Source organism: Citrobacter arsenatis (assembly GCF_004353845.1).
GTDB lineage: Bacteria > Pseudomonadota > Gammaproteobacteria > Enterobacterales > Enterobacteriaceae > Citrobacter > Citrobacter arsenatis.
In genome coordinates, this window is the sequence record NZ_CP037864.1 from 1,700,638 (window position 1) to 1,719,978 (window position 19,341).

General features: G+C 54.5%; 16 protein-coding genes. 7 read left to right on the forward strand and 9 right to left on the reverse strand.

All coding sequences use genetic code 11. From position 1 onward, the window contains the following. Positions 1–64: 64 nt before the first annotated feature. Genes E1B03_RS09130 through E1B03_RS09140 form a run of 3 tightly spaced genes read right to left on the reverse strand, consistent with a single transcriptional unit; the run spans position 65 to position 3,026 of the window. Complete coding sequence (locus E1B03_RS09130) at positions 65–1,027, reverse strand: lysylphosphatidylglycerol synthase domain-containing protein (protein ID WP_103768872.1); 963 nt, start codon at positions 1,025–1,027, stop codon at positions 65–67. Next, on the reverse strand, positions 1,027–2,268 hold the full coding sequence (gene clsB / locus E1B03_RS09135; protein WP_133086082.1) for a cardiolipin synthase ClsB: 1,242 nt from the start codon (positions 2,266–2,268) through the stop codon (positions 1,027–1,029). Before clsB ends, E1B03_RS09130 begins: the two co-directional genes overlap by 1 nt. Next, positions 2,265–3,026 carry an endonuclease/exonuclease/phosphatase family protein gene (locus E1B03_RS09140; protein WP_103768873.1) on the reverse strand — a complete coding sequence of 254 codons (762 nt, stop codon included), beginning with the start codon at positions 3,024–3,026 and terminating at the stop codon, positions 2,265–2,267. Before E1B03_RS09140 ends, clsB begins: the two co-directional genes overlap by 4 nt. 131 nt (positions 3,027–3,157) lie before the next feature. Between E1B03_RS09140 and E1B03_RS09145 the strand changes: the two genes are divergently transcribed. Then, positions 3,158–3,568 (forward strand): YbhQ family protein, encoded by a 411-nt coding sequence (locus E1B03_RS09145; RefSeq protein ID WP_016152353.1) that lies wholly within the window; start codon positions 3,158–3,160, stop codon positions 3,566–3,568. On the opposite strand, the gene E1B03_RS09150 is transcribed toward E1B03_RS09145, so the two are convergent. The 5 genes from E1B03_RS09150 to cecR all read right to left on the reverse strand — a co-directional run bounded on the left by E1B03_RS09150 (position 3,530) and on the right by cecR (position 9,276). Continuing rightward, complete coding sequence (locus E1B03_RS09150; RefSeq protein WP_008784194.1) at positions 3,530–4,636, reverse strand: ABC transporter permease; 1,107 nt, start codon at positions 4,634–4,636, stop codon at positions 3,530–3,532. The two genes, E1B03_RS09145 and E1B03_RS09150, sit on opposite strands and share 39 nt — an antisense overlap. A 115-nt stretch (positions 4,637–4,751) precedes the next feature. After that, positions 4,752–5,885 carry an ABC transporter permease gene (locus E1B03_RS09155; protein ID WP_003831545.1) on the reverse strand — a complete coding sequence of 378 codons (1,134 nt, stop codon included), beginning with the start codon at positions 5,883–5,885 and terminating at the stop codon, positions 4,752–4,754. Then, complete coding sequence (locus tag E1B03_RS09160) at positions 5,878–7,614, reverse strand: ATP-binding cassette domain-containing protein (protein ID WP_103768874.1); 1,737 nt, start codon at positions 7,612–7,614, stop codon at positions 5,878–5,880. Before E1B03_RS09160 ends, E1B03_RS09155 begins: the two co-directional genes overlap by 8 nt. Next, positions 7,607–8,602 carry a secretion protein HlyD gene (gene hlyD / locus E1B03_RS09165; RefSeq protein WP_133086083.1) on the reverse strand — a complete coding sequence of 332 codons (996 nt, stop codon included), beginning with the start codon at positions 8,600–8,602 and terminating at the stop codon, positions 7,607–7,609. Before hlyD ends, E1B03_RS09160 begins: the two co-directional genes overlap by 8 nt. Further along, the gene (gene cecR, locus E1B03_RS09170) at positions 8,599–9,276 is read right to left on the reverse strand and encodes a transcriptional regulator CecR (RefSeq protein ID WP_003035216.1); all 678 of its coding nucleotides are present in this window, start codon (positions 9,274–9,276) and stop codon (positions 8,599–8,601) included. Before cecR ends, hlyD begins: the two co-directional genes overlap by 4 nt. 221 nt (positions 9,277–9,497) lie before the next feature. On the opposite strand from cecR, the gene rhlE reads away from it, so the two are divergent. Beyond that, positions 9,498–10,841, forward strand: coding sequence for an ATP-dependent RNA helicase RhlE (gene rhlE, locus E1B03_RS09175; RefSeq protein ID WP_133086084.1), 1,344 nt, complete (start codon positions 9,498–9,500; stop codon positions 10,839–10,841). 68 nt (positions 10,842–10,909) lie between these two features. Here rhlE and E1B03_RS09180 read toward each other — a convergent pair whose 3' ends face one another. Then, complete coding sequence (locus E1B03_RS09180) at positions 10,910–11,644, reverse strand: GntR family transcriptional regulator (protein WP_003831553.1); 735 nt, start codon at positions 11,642–11,644, stop codon at positions 10,910–10,912. A 202-nt stretch (positions 11,645–11,846) separates the two neighbouring features. On the opposite strand from E1B03_RS09180, the gene E1B03_RS09185 reads away from it, so the two are divergent. From E1B03_RS09185 to E1B03_RS09205, 5 genes are all read left to right on the forward strand, one after another. Continuing rightward, complete coding sequence (locus E1B03_RS09185; protein ID WP_103768877.1) at positions 11,847–13,199, forward strand: class-II fumarase/aspartase family protein; 1,353 nt, start codon at positions 11,847–11,849, stop codon at positions 13,197–13,199. A 33-nt stretch (positions 13,200–13,232) separates the two neighbouring features. Beyond that, positions 13,233–14,654, forward strand: coding sequence for a DASS family sodium-coupled anion symporter (locus tag E1B03_RS09190; protein WP_103768878.1), 1,422 nt, complete (start codon positions 13,233–13,235; stop codon positions 14,652–14,654). A 208-nt stretch (positions 14,655–14,862) separates the two neighbouring features. Then, positions 14,863–17,013 (forward strand): ATP-dependent DNA helicase DinG, encoded by a 2,151-nt coding sequence (gene dinG, locus E1B03_RS09195; RefSeq protein WP_103768879.1) that lies wholly within the window; start codon positions 14,863–14,865, stop codon positions 17,011–17,013. 29 nt (positions 17,014–17,042) lie between these two features. After that, the gene (gene ybiB, locus E1B03_RS09200; protein WP_103768880.1) at positions 17,043–18,011 is read left to right on the forward strand and encodes a DNA-binding protein YbiB; all 969 of its coding nucleotides are present in this window, start codon (positions 17,043–17,045) and stop codon (positions 18,009–18,011) included. 162 nt (positions 18,012–18,173) lie between these two features. Beyond that, positions 18,174–19,259 carry a malate/lactate/ureidoglycolate dehydrogenase gene (locus E1B03_RS09205; protein ID WP_133086085.1) on the forward strand — a complete coding sequence of 362 codons (1,086 nt, stop codon included), beginning with the start codon at positions 18,174–18,176 and terminating at the stop codon, positions 19,257–19,259. Positions 19,260–19,341 lie beyond the last annotated feature (82 nt).

A 19,341-nucleotide genomic window follows, 5' to 3' on the forward strand; every position in this document is an offset into this window, starting at 1 on the left:
TGGCGCTTGGTATCGAAAGTAGGCCGGATAAGGCGTTACGCCGCATCCGGCACTATATACACTATCATTTCGCCATCGCCTTCTCGTTTTTTACCCGCAGCTTTTTTGCCCGACTCTCCAGCAGCAAATAACACACCAGCGCCAGTAGTAGCGGAATAAAATAGTACAGCACGCGATACGCGAGCAGGGCGGCAATGATCGTTCCCTGAGACGTGTTCTCTCCTGCCAGCAGCGCCATAAACACCGCCTCCAGCACGCCAATCCCTGCCGGAATATGTACGATTACCCCGGCAATACTGCTTACCAGTAGCACGCCCAGCACGAAGAAATAGTTGATATCCTGACCCAGCAACAACCAGATAATCGCCCCCATTACCATCCAGTTTGTACTGGATATCGCCATTTGCGCTATGGCAAATTTCCAGGAAGGTAGCACCAGTTTTTGACCCTTGATGGTGATGTGGCGATGCTTAGCGAAGGCGCAAAACCACAGATAAACGCCAATAACTAGCAGCAGCGCAATGCCTAAGATGCGCAGCGTACCTTCATCGATATACCAGTGCGCGGGCAGTTCGACGACGCCGAAGGTAAAAATAAAACCGCCCAGCAGAATATAGCCCAGCCAGTTGGTGGTAATGCTCAGTGAAAAAATCCGCGTAATTGTGCTCCCCGGCAACCCGAGACGGGAGTAGAGCCGATAGCGCATCCCAATCCCGCCCACCCAGGTGCTTAACGTCAGGTTGAAGGCGTAACAGATAAACGACACCAGCATGACCTGGCGTTTTGCCAGCTTGTGCCCGCAGTAATAGCGCCCAAGCAGGTCATAGCAGCCGTAAAGTAAATAACTGACAATCACCAGCCCCACGGCACTGAGCAGGGCAATCCGATTATAATCGCGGATGACCGTCCACACTTCCTGCCAGTTGACCTTGCTGGCATAAACGACCAGCAACACGATCACCGCAATAAAAAATAGCCATGTGAGGATTTTTTTCGCTAACCGCCAGCGCGGATGTGCTTTGGCCATCAGGTTTTCCCTCCTGCATCCTCAGTTTGTATACGGTCCTGGGTTTCCAGAGCGGGCTGCGCGGGCGGCTCTACTTCGGCCAGATGCGGGGTATGCGCCGGCAACCAGCCGACCAGCGCCGGGAAATGGCGTAAAAAGTGGAACGCCAGCACGCTTTTAGTCAGGTTCCACCAGGTGCGTTTTGGCAGCATGGATTCGTCAACCCGCTTGCAGTCTTGCGCAATAATGGGATTCAGGTTGTCACGCAGGGTCTGGTTAAAAGTGCGGTCATGAATAATCAGATTTGCTTCCAGATTCAGCGACAGGCTCAGCGGATCGAGATTGCTGGAACCCACCGTCGCCCAGTGATCGTCCATCAGCGCCACTTTGCCATGCAGAGGTTTACGGCGGTATTCATAGACATGGACGCCGCCTTTGACCAGATAGTTGTACAGCAGTCGGGCGCCCACTTTCACAATTGGCATATCCGGTTCGCCCTGCACGATGAGTTTTACCCGAACGCCGCGTCGTGCTGCTTTACGCAGGGCATGCAGCAGGCGATAACCGGGAAAGAAATAGGCATTGGCAATGATCACTTCCCGCCTGGCCTGGGTCAGCATTTTCAAATAATGGCGTTCAATATCATCGCGATGCTCTTCGTTATCGCGCCAGACAAACAGCGCCTGTGCTTCACCGGGTCGATGATTGTCGATTGCCCGGTGATGACGTCGCCACCAGCGGCGTACGGCACTTTGCCCGGGCAGGTTTTCCAGTACAAAGTTCAGAATGTCAGCAACGACAGGGCCTTCAACGCGCACGGCGTAATCCTGCTTGGCCTCAGGACCGTAATCAGACATATGTTCAGCGGAGTAATTGATGCCGCCGACAAAGGCAACACGATCATCAATGACCACAATTTTGCGATGCATCCGGCGAAAGAGATTGGTGCGCATCCCGAACAGACGCGGGCGCGGATCGTAGTAGCGGAAAACTACACCGGCTACGGTAAGTTCTTCAACAAAACTGTCGCTAAGATCAGGCGAGCCGTAGCCATCCAGCAGCACCTCTGCTTTGATGCCTCGCCGGGCGGCTTCGAGCAACGCGGTATGCAGCTGTTTTCCGACCGCATCTTCAAACCAGATAAAGGTCTCGAGGATTATTTTTTGCTGTGCCTGTTCAATGGCGTCAAAGACGGCGGGGTAGAATTGATCGCCGTTTTCCAGCAGTTGAATTTGATTGCCTTCACGCCAGCCATATTTCATAAATGAATCTCCGCACTCAGGGGGGCATGATCGGACAAATGTCGCCAGTGACGCAGCGCCAGCGTCGTTGGAGTACTGGCGTTCGCATTTTTCACATAGATCCTGTCCAGACGCAGCAAGGGAAACTGCACCGGAAAGGTCCGCGCCGGGCGACCGTGGGCGCGGGTAAAAATCTCATCAAGGCCGGCCCTGGCTTTCAACGGGTGATTGGCCGTTTGTCGCCAGTCGTTAAAATCTCCGGCGATAACCACGGGCTCCGCGTCGGGCAGAGCGTTGACCCAGTCTGCCAGCATAGCAAGCTGGGCCTGGCGGTGAGCTTCACGCAAACCGAGATGCACACACATCACATGGATGGGGTGGGAGAGCATTGGCGGTACGATGCGGCAGTAAAGGACCCCGCGCTTTTCACTCGCGCCGACTGACACATCACGATTTTCATAATGCTCAATGGGATACCGTGACAGCACCGCATTACCGTGATGCCCCTGCGGGTACACGGCGTTACGCCCGTAGGCGAAGTCGCTCCACATCGTGTCCGCCAGAAATTCGTAGTGGCTGGTATCCGGCCAGTTCTCAATATGCAACGAATGAGCTTCGTGCGCGCCCATGACTTCCTGCAGACACACAATGTCTGCGCCAACCGTTCTGACGGCCTCTCGTAGCTCAGGCAAAATAAAACGCCGGTTGAAGGCGGTGAACCCTTTGTGAGTATTAATGGTGAGCACATTGAATGAAAATTGAACTCCCGATCCGCTCATGAGCCTCCCGTTGGCGTCACTTCCTAAATAAAATAGTGTAGTCGTCGTCACAAAAAGATGCGGTGTTGCGGAATTTTCCGTAAAGTCCGGTACTCTGAACAATTAGTTGAAAATCCTTCAGGAGAAAAGCCATGAGGTGGCAACAACGTGTTCGTGTCGCAACGGGTCTAAGTTGCTGGCAGATTGTGTTGCATTTACTGGTAGTGGCGTTGCTGGTAATGGGCTGGATGAGCGGCACGCTGGTGCGCGTCGGCCTGGGATTATGCGTCGTTTACGGCGTTACGGTTTTATTAATGCTGGCCTTGCAACGTCACCATGAACAACGCTGGCGCGACGTCGCGGATGTGCTGGAAGAACTGACTACTACGTGGTATTTCGGTGCTGCGATGATCGTTCTGTGGCTGCTGTCTCGCGTACTGCAAAACAACGTCTTACTGGCACTGGCGGGGCTGGTTATCCTTGCCGGACCCGCCGTGGTCTCGTTGCTGGCGAAAGACAAAAAGCTACATCACCTTGCGTCTAAACATCGCATACGCCGCTGAGCCGGTCGTGGCCGCTATTACTAATAGCGGCCACAAACTTCCCCAGACAATCTGCAGACTCGCATCCTTCAGGTAAATCTGTTTTGTGATGTCCGTAAAATGGCGGATTGGGTTTATCCACGTCAGATTCTGCAACCAGACCGGCATGTTTTCGACCGGTGAGACGTAGCCTGAGAGCAATATCGCCGGCATCATAAACACAAACACGCCGATAAACGCCTGCTGCTGGGTGGCGCACAGCGATGAAATCAGCAGACCAAAACCTACCAGCGACAGCCCGTAAATCACCATCGTGAAATAGAACAACCCCAGTGAACCGGCAAACGGGATGTGATAAGCCCAGATGCCGATTGCTAGTACAATGGTGGCCTGAAAAGTTGCCACAATCAGCGCGGGGACCGCTTTGCCGATGAAAATCTGCCAGGTGGTAAGTGGGGAGACCAGCAATTGGTCCAGCGTGCCCTGCTCGCGTTCGCGGGCAACCGAGAGCGAGGTAACGATCATTACGCCGATAGTGGTGATCATGGCGATCAGCGACGGCACCACAAACCATTTGTAATCCAGATTCGGGTTATACCAGTTACGCACTACCAGCTCGCTGTTGTTCGGTTTCGGCTTACCGTCCATTAGCTCCTGCTGATACTCCTTAACGATTTGCTGTAGGTAATTCGCGGCAATTTGCGCGCTGTTTGAGTTGCGCCCGTCGAGGATAATCTGCATGGGCGCTTGCTGAAAGGTATCCAGATTACGCGAAAAGTTGGCCGGGAATCGCACCAGCAGCAGCGCTTTTTGCGTGTCGATGGTGGGCTGGATCTCCTGCGGGCTTTTCAGCAGCAGGACATGCGTAAAGGCGCTGGCGCGGGCGAAGCGCTGGGTAAGCTCCACCGAGTGTTTGCCATTGTCTTCGTTATAGATAGCGATAGTGGCGTTGGTCACTTCCAGCGTTGCTGCGAACGGGAACAGGATAACCTGAATCAGCACCGGTAAAATCAGAATGGCTCGCGTCTGCGGCTCGCGTAATAGCGATTGCAGCTCTTTGCGAATTAATGTCCATAAACGATGAAACATGCCCGTCCTCTCCGTCCAGTTTGTAGGCCTGATAAGCCAAGCGCATCAGGCATAATGCCGGATGACGGCGTGAACGCCTTATCCGACCTACGACTACAATTCTCAAAACACATACTTAATCCAGCCGACGTTTGGTTTTAAGCCACGTCAGGCCAATAAACATTACCGCCGAAGCGATTAAAAACAGCACGTTGATAATCAGCACCACCGGAATATTTCCCGCCAGAAACAGGCTTTGCAGGGTGCTGACGAAATAACGAGCCGGAATTATGTAGGTCACCGCCCGAATAATCGCGGGCATGCTGTCTATCTGGAAGATAAAACCCGACAGCATAATCGAGGGCAGGAAGGCGGCGTTCAGCGCGACCTGCGCGGCGTTAAACTGGTTGCGAGTGATGGTGGAAATAAGCAACCCCATGCCGAGCGTACTGAGCAGAAACAGGCTGGTAATGAAAAACAGGATCAGCAACGAGCCGCGATAGGGCACGCCAAGAATAAACACCGACACCAGCATACACAGCAGCATCGCCAGCATGCCCAAAAAATAATACGGGATCAGTTTGCACAGTAGGAGTTCGACGCGGGTGACTTCTGTAGACAGCAGCGCTTCCATGGTTCCGCGCTCCCATTCGCGCGCCACCACTAATGAGGTGAGGATGGCACCGATGACCGTCATTATAATGGTTACCGCACCGGGAATAATAAAGTGCTGGCTGATGGCCGCCGGGTTAAACCAGTAGCGGGTCTGCACATCGATCAATGGCTTGAACGATTCTCCACGATCTTCCGCCCGCTGTTGCTGCCAGATTTGCCATATGCCTTCAACATAGCCCTGCACAAAATTGGCGGTATTCGGCTCACTGCCATCGGTGATCACCTGGATCGGTGCCACGTCGTTGGGTCGCGCCATCTGCTGGGCGAAATCCACCGGGATCACCACCAGCCCGCGAATGCGCCCGGCCTGCATTTTCTCAATCAGTTCCTGACGGTTATCGCTGATGGTGGCGTCAATATACGGTGAACCGGTCATAGTATGGGTAAAATCCAACGCCTCTTCGCTTTGCTGTTCGAGCAAAATCCCTACCCGCAGCTTGCTGGAGTCGAGGTTGATCCCGTAGCCGAAGATAAACAGCAGCAGCAGCGGGATCACTACCGCAATCAGCCAACTGCTGGGATCGCGGACGATCTGGCGTGTCTCTTTCACGCACAGCGCACGTACGCGACGCCAGGAGAGAGCGGAGTTACTCATGCGCATGCTCCTTATCCCAGTCATTGATAAGCGTGATGAACGCCTGTTCCATGGTCGGGTCCGGCGTGTCGCTGTCGGCAGCCTGAGCTTTCAGGTCGTCCGGCGTACCGCTGGCAATCAGTTTGCCGCGATATACCAGCCCGATGCGATCGCAGTATTCCGCCTCATCCATAAAGTGGGTGGTCACCATTACCGTGACGCCTTTTTCTACCATGCTGTTGATATGCAGCCAGAACTCGCGACGGGTAAGGGGATCGACCCCGGAAGTGGGTTCATCAAGGAACAGAATATCGGGTTCATGCATCAGCGAGCAGGCCAGCGCCAGACGCTGCTTAAAGCCCAGCGGCAATTCGTCGGTGGCGTGGGAGGCGATGCTCTTCAGGCCGAATGCCTCGCTCATACGATCGATTTTCTCCTTCTGCGCCCGACCACGCAGACCGTAGACGCCGGAGAAAAAGCGCAGATTCTGTTCAACCGTCAGGTTGCCATACAGGGAGAATTTCTGCGCCATATAGCCCAGATGCTGACGCGCTTTACCGGAGCTGACTTTCAGGTCCATATCCAGCACCAGCGCTTTGCCGGAAGTGGGGACCAGCAGGCCGCACATCATTTTAAAGGTGGTGGATTTGCCCGCGCCGTTGGGGCCTAACAGACCAAAAATCTCGCCGCGCTGCACGGCAAAGTCTACGTGGTCGGTAGCGGCAAAATCGCCAAATTTCTTGGTCAGCGCTTTGGCTTCGATCACCGTTTCGCCAGGCGTGCCTTCCACGGTATGCAGGATAGCGCCCAGCGGGGACTCCGATGTTCCGGCTCCGCCGAGTAAATCGATAAAGGCGTCTTCGAAGCGGGGTATGGTTTCGTTGATGGTTATCTGCGGCATGCCGTCAGCGTTTTGGATCTGCTGAGCTGTAGCCTCTTTTTTCAGGATTAGACGGACGGATTTCCCCTGAATCATCCCATCGCTGACCTGTGGCAGTTTTAACGCGCGTTGCAGCAGTCGGCGGTTGTTTTCCTGCGGACTGCTCATCAGGAAGCTGCGACCTGCCATGGTTTGCGTAAGCTGAGTGGGATCGCCCTGGTATAACAATTCGCCTTCGTTCATCAGCAGCACATCACGGCATTGTTCAGCCTCATCAAGATATGACGTACTCCATAGGATCAGCATGCCGTCCCCGGCCAGCTCGTGGACCATTTGCCACAGCTCGCGACGGGAAATAGGGTCGACACCCACGCCAGGCTCATCCAGCAGCAACACTTTGGGTTCACCGACCAACGTACAGGCAAGCCCGAGCTTCTGTTTCATACCGCCGGAAAGCTTGCCAGCCAGTCGACCGGTAAATGGTCCCAGCGAGGTAAATTCCAGTAGCCGCGCAAAGGTTTTTTCTCGCGTTTCACCGGTGACGCTGCGCAAGTCAGCATAAAGATTGAGGTTCTCCATGACCGTCAAATCTTCATACAGGCCAAATTTCTGCGGCATATAGCCGAGCACCGCATGCAGCGCACTGTCGTCTTTGATGGGATCAAAGCCAATCACCGCAGCGCTTCCGGCATCGGGTTTTAACAACCCCGCCAGCATTCGCATCAGCGTGGTTTTGCCCGCACCGTCCGGCCCGACAAGTCCGGTCACGTAGCCTGCATGAACAGTACAGTCGAGTGGGGCGACGGCCGGTTTTTCCATTCCGGCAAAGTTTTTCGTCAGCCCTTTAAGCGTAATGACGGCGTCATTCATGCCGTGCCTCATCGCCAAACTTTATCGTTACCGGCATTCCCTGGCGTAGCGCATCATCCGCGTCGGTGACGACAATTCGCAAGCGATACACCAGATCGGTGCGCAGGTCAGGGGTCTCAACCGTTTTCGGTGTAAATTCGGCGGTAGGAGAAACGAAGCCGATTTTACCGTGATACGGTTTGTCCGGGCGACCATCGGTGTAGAGCAGGATTTCCCGTCCTGGCTGTGCCTGGCTCAGATTGCGTTCGTCAACGTAGGCGCGAACCCAGACCGGACGCGTGAGCGACAGCGTCAGTACCGTGCCCCCTTCGTTCAGCATGCTGCCGGGTTCAACCGCCCGGGTGAGAAGCGTGCCGTCAGACGGCGAGGTCAGGGTGGTGTCATGCAAATTAAGCTCTGCCTGCGCCAGCTCAGCCTGGGCTTGTTCGAGCGCGGCTTTCGCCTGCTCGATGTCCTGCACACGATTACCGCTGCGATATTGCGTGAGCTTATCCTGCGCGGATTTCAGTGAGGCCAGCGCCTGATCCCGTGATGAACGGGCGTTTTCCAGATCGTTGGCGGAAATGGTGCGGCTTTTCCACAATCCTACCTGCCGATTGTAAAAATTCTGCGCGTAATCATAGGCCGCCTGCGCCTGTTTGACAGCCGCCGCGGTTTGCGCGATCTCTTCTTGGCGATACCCTGCCAGCATCAGATCGTATTGCGCCTGCGCGGCGGCAACATTGGCTTTTGCCTGCATTAATGCGTTTTCATACGGTGCGCGATCCAGTTCGCCCAGCACCTGACCGGCGGTAATCGCATCGCCTTCGTCAACCGCCAGCGAGGCCAGCCTGCCGCCAACGCGAAAACTCAGGTTGACGCTACGGATGTCGACATTGCCATACAGCGTCAGGCCGTTATCTTGCCGGCTTTGATACCACCACGTTCCACCGGCGATCACGGTAACGAGGGCCGCGATGACCAGCCCGAGAACGACAGGTTTTTTCATGACTCCAGACTCCTTTGCGTTAAACCTTGCAGAATAAGATCGATGTGACAGGTGATCGTTTGGTCAATCAGCGCGGTTTTATCCTCATCAAATTGTGACCAGCCCGTACGCAACAGAATGGTTTCTTTCCCCAGACGAAAGGCCAGCACTTCGCCGAGTATGGCGTGGGTGTGCAGAATCATCTGGGTATCGTTGGCATCGCCACCGGTATAGGCGGCAATCAGGCGCGTCAGGTGTGTATGCAGCGGATTGATAACCTGGTCGTGCACCAGTTGATAAGCTGCGGTGGGGGAAAGCTGTTCGCGCGAGATAAATTTGCTCAGGTTAACGGTGTCGTCCTGAGTTAACAGCATGATCATATTTTTGCAGGCGCGCAGGATCAGTTCACGCATCGCACCACGATCCGGCTCTGGCTGGGCGAATAAACGCTCAGCCTCTTCAGCGTGCGGGCGAAACTGTGAGCCGATAAAATCTGCAATCCACTGGGCGCAGGCGAGATATAAATCCTCTTTTGAGCCAAAATAGTAGGTAATGGCCGCAATATTTTGCCCGGCCTGCGCGGCGATATCGCGCGTGGTAGCGTGCAGACCGTACTCGCCAAACTGCGCCAGCGCGGCGGCAATGAGCTGATTTTTTGCCTGTTCACCTTTGGTTGTCATGGTGGGTGTATTCATGGCACGACTCTGATCTTAATCAATCGATTGATTAAGATTATGACTGATGTGCAAACTTGTCCAGTCCAGACCGTTATTTTCCCGCGCAGGGATAATTTATGCGGCACATCACAAAAACTGCTACACTTCGCCCCTTCATGACATTGTGGTTTTTGTCATCTCTATTATATGTATCTCCCTGAAAACGACACCGGTAACGGTCAGGGTGGTTCGGAGTTGTTATGTCTTTTGATTCCCTTGGTTTAAACCCTGATATTTTACGTGCCGTTGCCGAGCAGGGTTACCGTGAACCTACCCCTATTCAGCAGCAGGCGATCCCTGCCGTGCTGGAAGGCCGCGATCTGATGGCCAGCGCCCAGACCGGCACGGGGAAAACGGCAGGTTTTACCCTGCCGCTGTTGCAGCATCTGATTACCCATCAGCCACATGGTAAAAGCCGTCGCCCGGTTCGTGCGCTGATCCTTACGCCTACCCGCGAACTGGCGGCTCAGATTGGCGAAAACGTACGTGATTACAGTAAGTATCTGAATATTCGCTCGCTGGTGGTCTTCGGCGGCGTCAGCATTAACCCGCAGATGATGAAGCTGCGTGGCGGTGTGGATGTCCTGATTGCCACTCCGGGTCGTTTGCTCGATCTGGAGCACCAGAATGCGGTGAAACTGGATCAGGTAGAGATCCTGGTGCTGGACGAAGCTGACCGCATGCTGGATATGGGCTTTATTCACGATATCCGCCGCGTTCTGGCGAAATTGCCGGCGAAACGCCAGAACCTGCTGTTCTCAGCAACGTTTTCTGACGATATCAAGTCGCTGGCCGAAAAACTTCTGCACAATCCACTGGAAATCGAAGTGGCGCGCCGTAATACCGCGTCCGAGCAGGTGACTCAGCATGTTCATTTCGTGGATAAAAAACGTAAACGCGAACTGCTATCGCAGATGATCGGTCAAGGCAACTGGCAGCAGGTGCTGGTGTTCACCCGTACCAAACACGGTGCGAACCACCTGGCAGAACAGCTGAATAAAGACGGTATCCGCAGCGCGGCGATCCATGGAAACAAATCTCAGGGAGCGCGTACGCGTGCACTGGCTGATTTTAAATCCGGTGATATTCGCGTGCTGGTAGCGACCGACATTGCCGCGCGCGGCCTGGACATTGAAGAGCTGCCGCACGTGGTGAACTACGAGCTGCCAAATGTCCCGGAAGATTACGTGCACCGTATTGGTCGTACTGGTCGTGCGGCCGCCACCGGCGAAGCGTTGTCTCTGGTGTGCGTCGATGAACACAAGCTGTTGCGTGACATCGAGAAGCTGCTGAAAAAAGAGATCCCGCGTATTGCAACGCCAGGCTACGAGCCGGACCCGTCCATCAAAGCCGAGCCAATCCAGAACGGTCGCCAGCAGCGTGGTGGCGGCGGTCGTGGTCAGGGCGGAGCAGGGCGTGGCCAGCAGTCGCGTCGTCAGGATGGCGGTGCGCCAAAAGCGAAACCGCGTAGCGGCGAAGGCAAACCGGCAGGCGATAAGCCTCGTCCACCGCGCCGTCCGCGCAAACCGTCTTCAGCGCAGTAATTCACCTTGCTGTATGGCAGTATAAACACGCTATCCGGTCTACACATCGTGTAGGCCGGATAGGTCAATCACTCCCCTGAACTTTGCGATTTCAGCACGATTGAGCAGGTATAGCGTCCTGCCGGGTGAATCGAAATCGTCGTCTCAAATACTTTCCCGTCCCTGTCCAGATAACGACGTACAATTCTCATCGCTGGTGAATCAGGCGCAACATTGAGGATCTTTGCCACCTTTTTTGGCACGCCGACAGCCGTAATGGTCTGGTGCACCTCATGACTTTTGATACCGTAATGCGTTTCGATCAAATCGCTGATTAGCGAGTGTGGATCGTCACGGATGTACGTGCGCAGCTTGGCGTAATCCGTGCTGGCATAGCTGTCCGTCCAGCAGATTGGCGCGTCGGGGTTTTGTGCATCTTCGCGAGTGCTGGCAATGTGCAGCCAACGGGAACCCGGCGGGCAGCCAATCATCTGGGACAACTCTATGTCCGCCACAATCTCATCGATTTTCTTGATGACGCGCAGATTGTTTTTGGCCAACAGCAACAGATCCTCAAGATGCGATAGCGGGTGATTGACGCCGTTAGCCTTAGGTTCGCAAACGCGAGTTCCCGCGCCTTTACGCCGTGATATCAGACCTTGCTCTGTTAATTCCCTTAGCGCCTCACGCATGGTGTGGCGGCTGACCTGCCATGTTTCGCACAGTTCCATTTCCGTAGGAAACAGCGAGCCGGGAGCAAAGGTTCCCACCGCAATTTGCTGCGCCAGTTCACGTGCTATTCGCTTGTACAGAGATTCTTTCATCGCAGTTTCATCAAAATATTAGTGATCTTTATCACGAAAATTTGTACGGACTATTCCCTACATTTCTTATGAATACTATAAATGTCCGTACATTTAAATGTACGGACATTTTGTTATGTCTGGACATTGCAGCGGCGTTTAGACATCCAACAAACTGCCGTCAACACGCATCTTATCATTATCAGATTTTCCAGGGGGATTTATGGCTTCGAATGTACTTGATTCTGTTCTGTTCAGGGATTCTTTCGGCACACCGGCGATGCGCGCGGTGTTTGACGATCGCGAGCTGGTGCGCAAATACGTGGAAGTGGAAGTGGCATTAGCCAAAGCCCAGGCTCGCTGCGGCGTAATACCCGAGGCTGCGGCGCTGGAAATTGCTGAAAAATGTAATGCCGACACGCTCGATTTCGATTTATTGCGCCATGAAACCGAAATCGTGGGTTATCCGATCCTACCGTTGGTACACCAGATTTCTAAACAGGCTGGCGAGTCTGGCGGCTATGTGCACTGGGGGGCAACCACTCAGGACATTATGGACACCGCAGTGGTCCTGCAAATTCGAGATGCTTTTGCGCTTATTGAATCCGATATGGACAAACTCCGCGCAACGCTGGCCGATCTTTCACGCCGCTACCGTGATACGCCAATGGCGGGAAGAACCCATTTACAACAGGCTTTGCCCGTGACCTTCGGTTACAAAGCGGCCATCTGGCTGGATATGTTTGAGCGTCATGCTGAACGTCTTGCCCAGGCGCGTCCTCGTGTATTGGTCGGTGAATTTGCCGGGGCGGCCGGTACGCTGGCATCGCTAGGGGATAAAGGGCTGGCGGTACAAAAAGCGATGATGGAAGAGCTTGGACTGAATGTTCCAACCTCCACCTGGCACGTCGCGCGTGATGGTTTTGCCGAAGCGGTGAACCTGTTAGCGGTGATTACCGGGTCGCTGGGTAAGATTGCCTACGACGTAATGCTGCTGGCAGCTAACGAGTTTGGTGAACTGTATGAGCCGTTTGTTAAAGGGCGTGGCGCCAGCAGTACCATGCCGCAGAAACGCAACCCTATTTCCAGCGAGCTGATGCTGGCCTGTGCCAAAGGCGTTCGCCAACAGGCTGGGTTGATGCTTGATGCAATGGTACAAGATCTGGAGCGTGCAACCGGGCCGTGGCATGCCGAATGGATTGCTATCCCGGAAAGTTTTGTTCTCAGCGCGGGAGCACTGCATCAGGCCAATTTTATGCTGGCGGGGCTGGTGGTCGATGAAGCGGCGATGAAACGTAATCTCGGCATGACTAACGGATTGATTGTGGCTGAAGCGGTCATGATGGGGTTGGCTCCGTATATTGGTCGTCAGGATGCACATGACGTGGTGTATGACGCCTGTCGTATCGTCAACGAACAGGGTGGGCGATTAGCTGACGTGCTGAATGCGATGTCATCTGTCTCTGAACGACTGGACCCACAGTTGATTGAAAAACTTACCGACCCGGCAAATTACCTTGGAATGGCACCGGCGATGGTGGATCAGGTATTAGCAAGATATATGTCGCGGAAATGAACGTTCTCGGGCTAACGGAATAAGGATATTTTTATGTCAACGAATTCTGTCACGGGAAAATCCATTTTGTCGTTCCTGATACCGCTGGCGATAGGCGCGATCGTTTGGTTTTATCCTGTACCTGATGGTCTGACGCCTCAGGCCTGGCACATGTTCGCGATATTTGCCGCGACCATTGCCGCCATTCTTACCCAGCCGCTCCCTTCGGGGGCGGTAATGTTGATTGCACTTTGTGTGGTTATTTTCACTAAAACGTTGCCAGAGACAAAGGCGCTGTCAGGGTTTGCGTCCGGTACGGTATGGCTCATTTTCTGTGCCTACGTCTTGTCTCTGGGCTTTGTAACGTCAGGACTGGGGAAACGTATCGCGTATAAAATGTTATCGCTCTTTGGCGGTAGCAGCCTGGGTATCGCTTACTCACTGGGGGTTTCCGATCTGATTATGGCCCCGGCAATGCCGTCTGTAACTGCACGGTCAGGGGGCATAATTTTTCCCATCACTCGTTCCATCAATGATGTGTTGGGTTCCGCGCCGGGGGTAACAGGTAAACGCATTGGCGATTTCTTAACCATGGTGTGCTTCCAGTTTACGCCGATTACCGGGGCGATATTTCTCACCGGGATGGCGGCGAATCCGCTGGTAGCGAGTCTGGCGAAATCGTCATTGGGTGTGGAGATAACCTGGGGCGGATGGTTTATTTCCGCAGTGGTCCCTGCGATGGTCTGTTTCTGCCTGATGCCACTTCTGGTTTACAAGTTATTGGATCCCGAGCTTAAGCGTACGCCAGAGGCAAAAGCGATGGGTAAGCAGGCGCTCGGTGAACTCGGTTCGATGAGCAGTAGCGAGAAAAAGGTCGCGCTAGGTTTTGTGCTGGCGCTGGTTGGCTGGGGCACTAGCTTGATTACTGGATTGTCTGCTACATCTGTCGGACTGGGGTTGGCTGCTTATCTTTTCGCTTCGGGCGCCGTGAACTGGAAAAGCCTGCTTAATGACCATGCGGCATGGGATACGGTGATCTGGTTTAGCGTTATTATTAGTCTGGCGACCGGACTTGCCGATCTGGGTTTTATTAAATGGATGACAATAAAGTTAGGCAGCGGTATTCAGGGGTTTGGCGCGATCGAGTCCTTTATTATGCTGGGGGTCCTTTACATTTACGTCCATTATCTCTTTGCTACGGCTACCGGGCATGTGGCTGCGCTGTATGCTCCTTTTGCGGCCACGGCGATCGCTGCAGGCGCACCGCCGATGATGGTCGCTATTTGCTTCGGTATCTTTAGTAACCTGATGTGGGGGAATACCGAGTATGGCGGCGGACCTGGCCCTATTTATTTTGCCCAGGGCTATTTTGAACGACCGCGCTTTTACAAGATTAACCTCTGTGTGGTAACGGCAAATGTGATCATCATTTTTGCCGTCGGCATGCTGTGGTGGAAGCTGCTGGGATACTATTAACCGACACGTTTATTCGGCCTACAATGTCCCTCACTGTAGGCCGAGTAAGGCGCGAACCCGGATTGTAGGCCGGATAAGGCGTGTAAGCCGCCATCCGGCAATTTAAGCCAGTGCTGCGAGCCGCTTTCCAGAATGGGGGAAAAAGGTACATTGAGTGTCTGAAATGTGCCACAATAGTGGCTGTTTATACAGTATTTCAGGTTTTCTCATGGCACTAACGGCTGCGTTAAAAGCGCAAATCGCCGCCTGGTATAAGGCGCTTCAGGAACAGATCCCCGACTTTATCCCCCGTGCGCCGCAGCGGCAGATGATTGCTGACGTCGCGAAAACGCTATCTGGGGAAGAAGGGCGGCATCTGGCGATTGAGGCGCCGACCGGGGTGGGGAAAACGCTGTCGTATTTGATTCCCGGTATTGCCATAGCGCGTGAGGAACAAAAAACGCTGGTGGTCAGTACCGCCAACGTCGCTTTGCAGGATCAGATCTACAGCAAAGATTTGCCGCTGCTACGCAAAATTATCCCTGACCTGCGTTTTACCGCCGCGTTTGGTCGCGGACGCTATGTCTGCCCGCGTAACTTAGCAGCGCTGGCCAGCACCGAACCCAATCAGCAGGATCTGCTGGCCTTTCTTGACGATGACCTGACGCCCAATAACCAGGAAGAACAAAAGCGTTGCGCCAGGCTAAAAGGCGATCTCGACAGCTACAAGTGGGACGGGCTGCGCGATCACACCGATATCGCTATCGACGACGGGCTCTGGCAACGCCTGAGCACCGATAAAGCCAGCTGCCTGAATCGTAACTGTCACTACTATCGTGAATGCCCTTTTTTTGTCGCCCGCCGGGAGATTCAGGAAGCCGAAGTGGTGGTAGCCAACCACGCGCTGGTGATGGCGGCTATGGAAAGCGAAGCCGTTTTGCCGGAGCCGAAAAACCTGCTGCTGGTGCTGGATGAAGGCCACCACTTGCCGGATGTTGCGCGTGATGCGCTGGAGATGAGCGCGGAAATCAGCGCCCCATGGTACCGACTGCAGTTGGATCTGTTTTGCAAATTAGTGGCTACCTGCCTGGAGCAGTTTCGGCCAAAAACCACGCCGCCGCTGGCGAACGCGGAGCGCCTGAACGGTCACTGTGAGGAACTGTATGAGCTGATTTCATCGCTCAATAACATTCTTAATCTGTACATGCCCGCAACCCAGGAGGCGGAACACCGCTTCGCAATGGGCGAGCTGCCTGCGGAAGTGATGGAGATTTGTCAGCGTCTGGCGAAGCTAACGGAAATGCTGCGCGGTCTGGCAGAACTGTTCCTCAACGATCTCAGCGAAAAAACCGGTACTCACGATATTGTGCGTCTGCATCGGGTTATTTTGCAGATGAATCGGGCGCTGGGCATGTTTGAGGCGCAAAGCAAACTGTGGCGGTTGGCATCGCTCGCGCAGTCGTCAGGTGCGCCGGTAAGTAAATGGGCGACGCGAGAGGTGCGTGACGGGCAGATCCACGTCTGGTTCCACTGCGTGGGTATCCGCGTGAGCGATCAGCTCGAACGACTGCTGTGGCGCAGCGTACCGCATATTATTGTCACTTCCGCCACGCTGCGCTCGCTCAACAGCTTCTCGCGTCTGCAGGAGATGAGCGGTCTGAAGGAAAAAGCAGGGGACCGGTTTGTCGCGCTGGATTCACCGTTTAATCACGTTGAACAGGGCAAAATCGTCATTCCAAAGATGCGCTACGAACCGTTAATTGATAACGAAGAGCAGCATATCGCGGAAATGGCCGCCTATTTCCGCGAACAGCTGGAAAGTAAAAAGCATCAGGGCATGTTGGTACTTTTTGCCAGCGGCCGGGCGATGCAGCGCTTTCTTGAGCACGTGACCGATCTGCGCCTGCTGTTGTTGGTACAGGGCGACCAGCCGCGCTATCGTCTGGTGGAGTTGCACCGCAAGCGGGTGACCAACGGCGAGCGTAGCGTGCTGGTTGGGCTGCAATCTTTTGCCGAAGGTCTGGATTTGAAAGGCGATTTGCTGACTCAGGTGCATATTCACAAAATTGCGTTTCCGCCTATCGACAGCCCGGTGGTGATCACCGAGGGCGAGTGGTTGAAAAGCCTGAACCGCTACCCCTTCGAGGTGCAGAGCCTGCCCGCGGCGTCGTTCAATTTGATCCAGCAGGTTGGGCGACTCATCCGTAGCCATGGCTGTTGGGGAGAAGTGGTTATTTATGACAAGCGTTTATTGACCAAAAGCTATGGTAAGCGTTTACTGAACGCGTTACCCATATTTCCGATAGAGCAACCTGCTGTGCCAGACGTTATAGTAAAACCAAAAGAAAAAACGAAACCTACGCGCCGCCGTCGGCGTTAACGATGCGAGCAACAGGCAAGGAGTTATCGATGGATTACCGCAAAATCATTAAAGAGATTGGGCGAGGAAAAAATCACGCGCGTGACCTGGACAAGGATACTGCTCGCGGACTGTATACCCATATGATGAACGGCGATGTACCTGACCTTGAGATGGGCGGAGTACTGATTGCGCTACGTATTAAAGGCGAAGGCGAAGCGGAGATGCTGGGCTTTTACGAAGCGATGCAAAACCACACCATTCGCCTGACTCCGCCGGTTGCCAAACCCATGCCGATTGTCATTCCCAGCTACAATGGCGCACGTAAGCAGGCGAATTTGACTCCGCTGCTGGCGATTTTACTGCATAAGCTCGGTTTCCCGGTGGTGGTACACGGCGTGAGCGAGGATCCGACCCGCGTGCTGACAGAAACCATTTTCGAGCTGATGGGAATTGCGCCGACGCTGCATGCCGGGCAGGCGCAGGCAAAGCTGGATGGTCATGAGCCGGTATTTATCCCGGTGAGCGCGCTGTGCCCTCCGCTGGAGAAACAGCTGGCGATGCGCTGGCGAATGGGCGTGCGTAACAGTGCGCACACGCTGGCTAAATTAGCCACGCCGTTTGCCGAAGATGCCGCGCTGCGTCTTTCCAGCGTGTCCCATCCGGAATACGTCTCGCGTGTGGCGAAGTTTTTCGGCGATATCGGTGGGCGTGGCCTGTTGATGCACGGTACCGAGGGCGAAGTGTATGCCAACCCGCAGCGCTGCCCGCAGATAAGCCTGATAGATTCATCCGGCGTGCGCGTGCTACAGGACCGACAGAGCGAGATGCCTGACGAGCCGGTACCGCTGCCGGTGGCAAAAGATCCGGAAACCACCGCGCGCTGGATTGAGCGTTGTCTGGCTGGCAGTGAGCCTGTTCCGGCATCGTTGAAAATCCAGATGGCCTGCTGCCTGGTTGCAACCGGCGAATCCGCGACGTTGGCTGAAGGACTTGCCCGCGTCGAGCAAAGTTTCTAATCCATTTGTAATCCCGACGGGTCTTTTGCCAGGCCTGTCGGTTCTCACTTTTTCGGCAACGTGAAATTTCTGCACGTTTATTGACCTCCTGTTTGCTGTGGCGCAGCATAGTTTGTTGAAAAATAAGAAACACAACAAACACGCGACACAAAGGAGATAACAATGAACAGTGGACATCGCTTCCATGTGCCAACGCTGCACGCCTTTATCCAGGCCGTTTTTCACCAGATGGGAAGCAATGAGCAGGAGGCGCGGCTGGTGGCCGATCATCTGATAGCCTCTAACCTCGCCGGTCACGATTCCCACGGCATCGGCATGATCCCAAGCTATATCCGCTCATTCTCGCAAGGACATCTGCAGATCAACCGTCATGCCAAAGTGGTCAAAGATGCGGGAGCGGTAATTACGCTTGATGGCGACTGCGCATTTGGTCAGGTGGCGGCACACGAAGCAATGACGCTTGGGATCGAAAAAGCGCGCCAGTACGGTATTGCCGCCGTGGCATTACATAATTCGCACCATATCGGACGCATTGGCTATTGGGCGGAGCAATGCGCGGCGGCGGGTTTTGTTTCGGTGCACTTTGTTAATGTGGTAGGGATCCCGATGGTCGCACCGTTTCACGGCCGCGATAGCCGCTTTGGCACCAACCCCTTCTGCGTCGTGTTTCCGCGTAAAACTACTTTTCCGCTGTTGCTGGACTATGCAACCAGCGCCATCGCATTTGGCAAAACCCGTGTGGCATGGCACAAGGGTGAACCGGTGCCTCCGGGATGCCTGATTGATGTAAACGGGGTGCCCACAACCGATCCTGGTGTAATGCAGGTTTCTCCGCTGGGGTCGTTACTGGCCTTCGCCCAACATAAAGGTTATGCGCTGGCGGCGATGTGCGAAATTATGGGCGGCGCGCTTTCTGGCGGTAAAACTACACATGAAGAGAGCCTACAGACCAGTGCGGACGCCATCATAAACTGCATGACCACCATCATTATGAATCCGGAACTGTTTGGTGCGCCGGACTGCGACAAGCAGGTTGCGGCGTTTGCTGAGTGGGTGAAAGCCTCCCCGCATGCTGAAGATGCCCCGATCCTGTTGCCAGGGGAATGGGAGGTGAATACGCGTGAGGAGCGTCTGGCACAGGGGATCCCGCTGGATTCCGGAAGCTGGCAGGCGATTTGCGAGGCGGCCCGGCAAATTGGGATGCCAGACACCATGTTGCAGGAATTTCGTCACCAACTGGAAAATTAAGTAAAAAAAAGCCCGTCCAGTGGCGGACGGGCAAACAAAGGGTAACAAACAGGGTCAATGAGGGTTGGAGCATTGGGTCGTA